6 protein-coding genes are annotated in these 8573 nt (G+C 71.3%); all 6 read right to left on the bottom strand.

Annotated elements, in window-relative coordinates; all coding sequences use genetic code 11:
• On the bottom strand, positions 1-1258 hold a 1258-nt coding region (locus tag AOK23_RS02490; protein ID WP_055711098.1), incomplete at its 3' end, for an MFS transporter.
• A 121-nt stretch (positions 1259-1379) separates the two neighbouring features.
• Positions 1380-3650 carry an ArnT family glycosyltransferase gene (locus tag AOK23_RS02495; RefSeq protein ID WP_055711099.1) on the bottom strand — a complete coding sequence of 757 codons (2271 nt, stop codon included), beginning with the start codon at positions 3648-3650 and terminating at the stop codon, positions 1380-1382.
• Entirely contained in the window at positions 3647-5242 is a 1596-nt protein-coding gene (locus tag AOK23_RS02500) for a bifunctional glycosyltransferase family 2/GtrA family protein (protein ID WP_055711100.1), read from the bottom strand. The genes AOK23_RS02495 and AOK23_RS02500 overlap by 4 nt, the downstream gene beginning before the upstream one ends.
• Positions 5243-5268: 26 nt before the next feature.
• On the bottom strand, positions 5269-7014 hold the full coding sequence (locus tag AOK23_RS02505; protein ID WP_107102707.1) for a sensor histidine kinase: 1746 nt from the start codon (positions 7012-7014) through the stop codon (positions 5269-5271).
• A complete protein-coding gene (locus tag AOK23_RS02510) occupies positions 7011-7751 on the bottom strand; it encodes a response regulator transcription factor (RefSeq protein WP_055711103.1) in 741 nt (246 codons plus the stop codon). The genes AOK23_RS02505 and AOK23_RS02510 overlap by 4 nt, the downstream gene beginning before the upstream one ends.
• A 357-nt stretch (positions 7752-8108) precedes the next feature.
• Positions 8109-8453, bottom strand: a complete 345-nt coding sequence (locus tag AOK23_RS02515; protein ID WP_107102709.1) for an antibiotic biosynthesis monooxygenase family protein — start codon at positions 8451-8453, stop codon at positions 8109-8111.
• Positions 8454-8573 lie beyond the last annotated feature (120 nt).

Here is an 8573-nt window from a genome sequence, read left to right on the forward strand (position 1 = left end):
ACCCCATACCGAACTCCGCGAGCGTCCCGTTGACCCCCGCGCCCACCCCCGCCTTGGCCGGCGGGATCGCGCTCATGATCGCGTGGGCCATGGCCGGGTTGGCGATCGCCGCCCCGGCCCCGATCAGCACGAGCCCGACGAGCGTCGCACCGTAACCGCCGGGGCCGGCCGCGATGGAGACCAGGCCGCCCGACATCAGCACCATGCCCAGCGCGATCGACACCGGCATACCGAGCCGGGCCGTCCACCGGGCCGACAGCCCCGAGAAGTTGAGCGCGACGACGACGAGGGCGAGGGGCGCCGTCCTGAGCCCGGCCTCCAGCGCGCCGTACCCGAGGACGAACTGCAGGTGCTGGGTGAGCAGGAACAGCGCCCCGCCCATCCCGAACGTGATGAGGACCGCCCCGGCCACGGCTCCCGTGAACCGGCGGTCACGGAAGAAGTGCGGGTCGAGCATCGGATACGGGACACGGCTCTCCCAGTACGCGAACGCCGCGAGCACCACGACGGCGACGGCGGCCGTGGCCAGGACCCGCCCGGAGGTCCAACCGTGCTCGGGCCCCGAGATGATCGCGTAGACGAGCGAGGTCATCCCGACCGTCGACAGCAGCGCCCCCAGCAGATCGGGCCGGTCGCCCTGAGGGTTCTTCGACTCGGGGACGAGGGCGACGACGGCCACCAGCCCCAGCGCGACGACCGGCAGGTTGACCAGGAAGATCGCGCCCCACCAGAAGTGGCCCAGCATGAAACCGCCGAGGAGCGGACCGGCGGCGAACCCGAGCGCGTTGACCGCGCTCCAGATGCCGATCGCCTTCGGCTGCTCCCCGGGCGTGAAGATCTGCATGGCGACGGCGAGGGTCGTGGTGAGCAGCAGCGCCCCGCCCACGCCCATGCCCGCCCGCGCCGCGATCAACTGCCCCGTCGACTGGGCGAGTCCGGCCACCAGCGAGCCGATGCCGAACAGCGCGAGCCCCGCGAGCAACATCTTCTTGCGGCCGTAGCGGTCGGCCGCGCTGCCCGCGGTGAGCAGCAGGCCCGACTGCACGAGCGAGTACGCGTTGATCACCCACTGGATGTCGGACGTGGCCGCGCCCAACTCCTCGGTGAGCGAGGGGATCGCCACGTTCAGCACGGTGTTGTCCAGCAGCACGGTGAGCTGCGCGAGACAGATGACGCCGAGGATCAGCCGGCGTCGGGGGTGACCTTGGGCGGAGGGAGTGGTGGTGAGGGTGGTGGTGAGGGTGGGGGTGGTCGCCATGTTCTACACCGTAGAACAGTTCCTATACACCGTACAGCGCGATGCTCCGCGGCGTACGGCAAGGCGGTGGCCCGGGGTTTCGTCCTCACCCCGGGCCACCGTCACTCCGCGTCGGCCGCGCCTACTTCGCCTGCGTCAGGTCGTAGAACGTCGTGCCGTCGACCGTCACCGTCTCGAAGTTCTCCTGGACCCAGGAGCTGATCTGCGCGGAGGTGCCGTTGCTCCCGCCGCCCATGCCGCCGCCGAAGCCGCCGGCGATGAAGTAGTGGATCTTTCCTTCCTCCACGTACTTCTTGAACTCCGCGAGGGTGGGGGACGGGTCGGTGCCGTTGAAGCCGCCGATGGCCATGACGGGTTCGCCCGTGGAGAGCTGGTAGCTGGCCGCGTTCTGGGCGCCGATCGCGGCGGCCGCCCAGGTGTAGTCCCCGGCGTTCTTCTCCAGCAGTTCCTTGACCTCGTCGCTGACGCTCGCGCCGTTGAGCAGACCGCCCATGCCGCCGCCCATCCGGCCGCCGTCGCCGTTCTGGGTTTGCCCGTCGCCCTGGCCCTGCGGCTGGGTCTGCGTAGACCCGTTGCCGTTCTGCTGACCCTGTGGGCCCTGCTGACCGTTCGGGCCTCCGCCGAAGCCGCCGGTCGGGGGCTGGCCCATCTGGCCGTTCCCGTTCTGACCGTTGCCGTTCTGGCCGCCCTGCTGGTTGTTCTGGCCCTGCTGGCCCGGCAAGCCGCCGCCACCGGGGCCGCCGGGGCCACCGCCCATGCCGCCACCGGGGCCTCCCCGGCCGCCCTGGACGGACGGGCCGGCCGTGACGATCGAACCGGCGTGCCCCTCGCCGAGCGTGGTCAGGGTGTACGCCGTCGGGCCGGCCAGCGCGGTGACGAAGCTCAGGCCCACGACCGCGAGGGCCAGTTGACGTCCCAGCCTGGCCGCGAAGACCAGGCCGAGCGCGGCGACCAGACCGCCGACCAGCACGACCCACTTCAGCCAGGGGAGGTAGTCGGAGGAACGGGTGAGGAGGACGTACCCCCAGACCGCCGTGGCCGTCATCGCGGCGGCCAGGGTGAGCGACGCCCACACCTCGGCGCGCCGCTCCCACAGCAGGGCCGCGCCCATGCCGATCAGCGGCGCGATGTAGGGGGCGAGGGCCACGGTGTAGTACTCGTGGAAGATGCCCTGCATGAAGCTGAACACCACCATGGTGATGAGCAGCGAGCCGCCCCAGAGGAGGAACGCGGCACGGGTGCCGTCGGTGCGCCGCAGCTTCCGGGTCGCCCAGATCGCCGCGCCGAGCAGGATCAGCGCGGCCGGGATCAACCAGGAGATCTGGCCGCCGATGTTCGAGCTGAACATCCGGTCCCAGCCGCTCTCACCCCAGTTGCCGCCGCCGTTGCCGCCTCCACCGCCACCGCCGACGCTGCCGGTCTCCTCGCCGTTGATGCGGCCGAGGCCGTTGTAGCCGAAGGTCAGCTCCAGGAAGGAGTTGTTCTGCGAGCCGCCGATGTACGGGCGGGACGAGGCCGGCCACAGCTCGACGATCGCGACCCACCAGCCGCCGGAGACGACCATCGCGAGCCCGGCGAGCAGCACCTGGCCGACGCGCTTCCTCCAGGTGCCGGGGGCGAAGGCGACGTACACGAGCGCGAGCACCGGCAGGATCAGGAAGGCCTGGAGGGTCTTCACCAGGAAGGCGAGGCCGATGGCGGTACCCGCCCAGACCAGCCACTGCGTCTGCGCCTTCTCCATCGCGCGGAGGGTGCAGTACACGGCGGTGGCCATCAGCAGCGCGAGGGCCGCGTCCGGGTTGTTGAAGCGGAACATCAGCGCGGCGACGGGCGTGAGCGCGAACACCGCCATGGTGAGGAAACCGGCCGTGGCGTCGAAGCGGCGGCGTACGGCCGCCCACAGCACGCCGGCGGTGGCGACGGCCATCAGGACCTGCGGGAACAGGATCGCGAAGGAGTTCAGGCCGAGGAGCCGCACCGACAGGGCCATCGGCCACAGCGACGCCGGGGGCTTGTCGACGGTGATGGCGTTGGCCGAGTCCAGCGACCCGAAGAAGAGGGCCTTCCAGGACTGGCTGCCCGCCTGCACGGCCGCCGAGTAGAAGGAGTTGGCGTACCCGGAGGCCGTGAGGTTCCAGGTGTAGAGGCCGCCGATCAGGAGCAGGGCGAGGAGGAAGCCGGGGCGTACCCAGCGGTTGTCCTCCGGGCGCCCGCGCCACATCCGCCGGCCGAGGGGCTGCCGGGGCTCACCCGAGCCGGGTGCCGTGGGCGTGCCGGGCGGGTCCGCGACCGCCGCCCCCTGGACGTCTGTTCTCGTCGTGGGCGGTCCCCAGCCGGGGTCGGCGGGGCTCGTGCCCCCCGGGTGCGTCGACGTGTCGAAGTGCGTGGTCATCGTGTGTTCCTCGAATCCTGGTCGTGCGGGCGCACCGGCCGCATCCGCATGGTCGCGTCGCCCCAGGTGCGGTCCGCGGCGTCACCGGCGCGGAACGGGGTCGTGGGGTACGGGGTGGTCCCGTACGGGACTGTCGGGACTGTCGGCGCCGCCGCGTACTCGGCGCGCGGCTCGGTGTGGGCCGCCGTCGGGCGGTGGGCCGTTGTCGGAGGGTGGGCCTCCGTTGAGCCCTGGGTCGTCGGCTGGAACCGGTCCTGGTGTGCGTACGGGCCGGGCCGCCCCGGTCGGACCGCGGCCGTGCTCGCGTACCCGGCGGCCGGGTGGGCGGACGGAGCGGCCGGCGTGCCGCTGTCACGCCGGTCGGGGAAGACCCAGGCCCGGAAGAGCAGGAACCGCAGCACCGTCGCCGCGAGGTTCGCGGCGATGAGGACGGCCAGTTCCGTGGAGTGCGCGGGGTCGCTGGTGGCCGCGTTCAGGGCGACGAGCGAGCCGCTGGTGAGGGCGAGGCCGATGCCGAACACCACCAGGCCCTGCGCCTGGTGCCTGACGGCGCCGGCCCGGCCCCGGACGCCGAACGTGAGGCGCCGGTTGGCCGCCGTGTTGGCGATCGCCGAGACGAGCAGGGCGAGCGCGTTGGCGGTCTGCGACCCCGCGAGGGTGCGGAAGCCGCTGTAGAGGAGCAGGTAGAAGAGGGTGGACAGGCCGCCCACGACGCAGAAGCCGAGGAGCTGGCGGGCGAGACCGCGTGGCACGTCCTCGATGTCGCGGTCGCGGGGGTCGTCCCCGAAGGGGCGGGCGAGGCGGTCCAGGGCGATCGACCCGGTGGCGAGGGCCCTGCCGACCCGCCACACGCCCTTGAGGTCGTCGGTGGCCGTCCTCACGATGTGGACGGTCGAGTCGGGGTCGTCGACCCAGTCGACCGGCACCTCGTGGATCCTGAGCCCGGCACGCTCGGCGAGCACCAGCATCTCGGTGTCGAAGAACCACCCGGTGTCCTCGACCAGAGGCAGCAGCACCTGCGCCACGTCCCGCCGTATCGCCTTGAACCCGCACTGCGCGTCCGAGAAACGGGCCTGCAGCGAGCCGCGCAGGATCAGGTTGTACGCGCGGCTGATGAACTCCCGCTTGGGGCCGCGCACCACCCGCGAGGAACGGGCGAGCCGGGAGCCGATGGCGAGGTCCGAGTGACCGGAGATCAGCGGGGCCACCAGCGGCAGCAGGGCGTTCAGGTCGGTCGACAGGTCCACGTCCATGTAGGCGAGGACCGGGGCGTCGGAGGCGGACCAGACGGCGCGCAGGGCCCGCCCGCGCCCCTTCTGCTCCAGCCGGAACGACCTGACCCGCGGCAGCTCCGCCTCCAGCCGCGCGGCCACCTGGGGGGTGGTGTCCGTGGACGCGTTGTCCGCGATGGTGATGCGGAACGCGTACGGGAAGGTCCGCGCGAGGTGCTCGTGCAGTCTGCGGACGCACGGCTGGAGGTCCTTCTCCTCGTTGTAGACGGGGACCACTACGTCCAGGACAGGCGTACCGGCGTCTCCGGCCGGGAGGTGCTCCCGCGCCGGCAGGGTGCCGGGAGAAGAGTCGGTTCGCATGACACGTACATTCGCGACCCGCTCTGTTATGCCCGTGTGCTGACGCTGTGCTGGGCCTGTGAGTCCGGGTGCGGGGGTGCGGGCCGGTGTGCGGCGTCGACGAGGTCCTGGCCGACGCCGCCGATGTTTCGATCGAAGTCCTGGTCGGCGTCGTGTCCGGCATCCGGGTCGGCGTCGTGGTCCAGGTCGTCGAGCTGCCAGTTGGCGGCGTCGTCGAGCAGGGGTCCGGGCCCACCGAGGGCGGGCAGGTGCACGGTGAACACGGTCCTGCCGGGCACGCTGTCGACGGTCACGGCACCGCCGTGCGCGTCGGCCACGGCCTGCACGATGGCGAGCCCGAGGCCGGTCGAGCCGGACACCCTGGATCGCGAGGAGTCCCCGCGCGCGAACCGCTCGAAGACGTGCGGCAGCAACTCCTCGGGGATGCCCTGCCCGTCGTCCTCGACGTCCACGCACATCCAGGGCCCGCGCCGCTGCACGCGCGCGGTGACCGTGGTCCCGGGCGGTGTGTGCGTACGGGCGTTCGCCAGCAGATTGACGAGGACCTGTTGGAGCCGTGCCGCGTCCGCCGACACCGGTGCCGGCGCGTCGGGCAGGTCGAGCCGCCAGTTGTGGCTCCGTCCGGCCGCCCGCGCGTCGCTGACGGTGTCCACGACCAGCGGGATCAGATCGGTCCGCTCGAACTGCAACGGCCGCCCGGCGTCGAGCCGCGCCAGCAGCAGCAGATCCTCGACGAGCAGTGTCATCCGCCCGGACTCGGACTCGATGCGGCCGAGCGCGTGCCGGGTGTCGGGCCCGATCTCCTCCCGGCCGCGCCGGGTGAGTTCGGCGTAGCCCCGGATGGACGCGAGCGGTGTCCGCAGCTCATGGCTGGCGTCCGCCACGAACTGCCGGACGCGCGTCTCGCTCTCCTGCCGCGAGTGCAGCGCGCCATGGATGTGGTCGAGCATCCGGTTGAGGGCGGCCCCGACCTGTCCGACCTCGGTGTGCTGGTCGGTCTCGGACTCGGGCACCCGTTCGTTGAGGGTGACCTCGCCGGTGTGCAGGGGCAGTTCGGAGACGCGGGTGGCGGTGGCCGCCACCTTGCGCAACGGCCGCAGGGCCACCCCGACCAACGCGGACCCGGCGATACCTGCGGCGACGAGCCCGGCACCGGTGACGCTGAGCTCGACGATGACGAGGGTGTTGAGGGTCTCCGTGACGTACTGGGTGGGCAGGGCGACGTAGAAGTTGCCCCGGTTCCCCTCGATGTACCTCACCCGGTACTCGCCGAGCCCGGGAATGTCCACGTCGTGGGTGCCGGTCCTCGGCACCTTGCTGAGCGCGGCGGTCTGTTGGTCGTCGAGGGCCTTGGGGGTCATGCCCTCGAAGCCCTCACCGTCGGAGTTCTTCTCCTTGGCGACGATCGCGTCGGTGATTCCGCCGCCAGTACTGCTGACCTGCGCGACGACGGTGTTCGCCTCGGTGCCGCCCTTGGTGACGAACCAGAACGGTTCGTCCGGTGGGGGACCGCCGACCAAGCTGTCGCCGCCCGGCCTCGGCGGCCCCTTGGACGCCCGCTCGGCGATCTCCTTGACCTGGTCGTTCAGCTGGTTGTCGAGGTGCTGGCCGAGCGCGATCGTCGTGACCGTCCCGATCACCGCGCACACCACCGCGATCAACGCCACCGCGGAGACGACGAGCCGCGTACGCAGTGTGCGCGGCTGCCGCTTCCCTCGTCCCGGCCCGAGCTGCGACCACCACCGCGTACGCGTCCGTCGTCGCCCGCTCATGACGCGGCGGGCTTGATCAGATAACCGGCTCCCCGCCGGGTGTGGATCATCGGCTCGCGCCCGGCGTCGATCTTCCGCCGCAGGTACGAGATGTACAGCTCGACGACGTTCGCCTGGCCGCCGAAGTCGTACGACCACACCCGGTCGAGGATCTGCGCCTTGCTGAGCACCCGCCGCGGGTTCCGCATCAGGAACCGCAGCAGCTCGAACTCGGTGGCGGTGAGGTGGATGTTGTCCCCGCCGCGCGACACCTCGTGGCTGTCCTCGTCGAGCATGAGGTCACCGACGACGAGCACCGAGTCGGAGCGCCGGTCGGCGGCGCCGGAACGCCGGATGAGGCCCCGCAGCCGGGCGACGACCTCCTCCAGGCTGAACGGCTTGGTGACGTAGTCGTCGCCGCCGGCGGTGAGTCCGGCGATCCGGTCCTCGACCGCGTCCTTCGCGGTGAGGAAGAGGACCGGCACGTCCGGCAGATCCCGTCGCAGTCGCCCGAGGACGGTCAGCCCGTCCATGTCGGGGAGCATCATGTCCAGGACGACGGCGTCGGGCCGGAAGTCGCGCGCGGTCTGGAGGGCACCGGTGCCGTCCCCCGCACTCCGGATCTGCCATCCCTCGTAGCGAAGGGCCATGGACAGCAGTTCGGTGATCGACAGCTCGTCGTCCACCACAAGCACTCGGACGGGGCTCCCGTCCGGCCTCAGCAGTTCGGTGCGCCCCTGGGGCGAGGTCGTGGTCATGCTGGACACCTTGTCGGGGTCCTCTGAGAACACCCTTTCTGGAACCTGTGATTTTTCTGAGAAACACACAGGAACCTCTCAGGGAACACCTGAGAAGATCCCCGACTTCCGGGACAGACCCCCCTCCGACCAGGGATTTCCCGCCCCGCCGCAAGGCTTTCCCCTGGGCGCCTCACCGCGATCCCACAGCCTCCCGCCCCACAGGAAACGGGACGCGCACCCTCGCTTTGACCCCCTCCTCATGCAAGCGCAGTCATGCTTCGCCCCCACTCACCGAGCCGCCTGTCGGACCAGACGTCGGGGCGCCCGTAGCGGCACCCGTCGGGCCGCTCGCCTCGGGCCCGGCCCCTCCTTCTCCTACTCCTTCACGAACCCGTGGCTGCGTTCGACCTTGGCGACGTGCAGGGAGTAGCTCCGGTACCACTCGGCCCGCCCCCGCTTCTGGGCCGACCGGTGTTCCGTGTCGCTCCGCCAGCGCTCCAGGGCGTCGGCGTCCCGGAAGTACCCCACGGTGATGGCGAGGCCGCCGGGTGTCTGTGCGTGGTCCATCCCGAGGTACCCCGGCACGTCCTTCACCAGTTCCTCCATCCGCTCGGCCGTCTCCCCGTACCCGCTCTGCTCCTCGGTCCGCGTGGAGGTGAACACCACGGCGTAGTAAGGCGGTTCGAAGGCAGGGACAGGCGCTATCTGCTGATCACTCATGTCGCCCACTGTCGCGTCGGTCATCGACCACCGTCCAGCGCCTTTCCGTACGGGATCCAAAAGGGATCGAAGTCTTTACCCGAGCCCGTCGACCACGGCCGGCGCGGAGCCCCCCGGCCG

It is taken from the genome of Streptomyces torulosus, from assembly GCF_001419765.1.
GTDB classification, from domain to species: Bacteria; Actinomycetota; Actinomycetes; order Streptomycetales; family Streptomycetaceae; genus Streptomyces; species Streptomyces torulosus.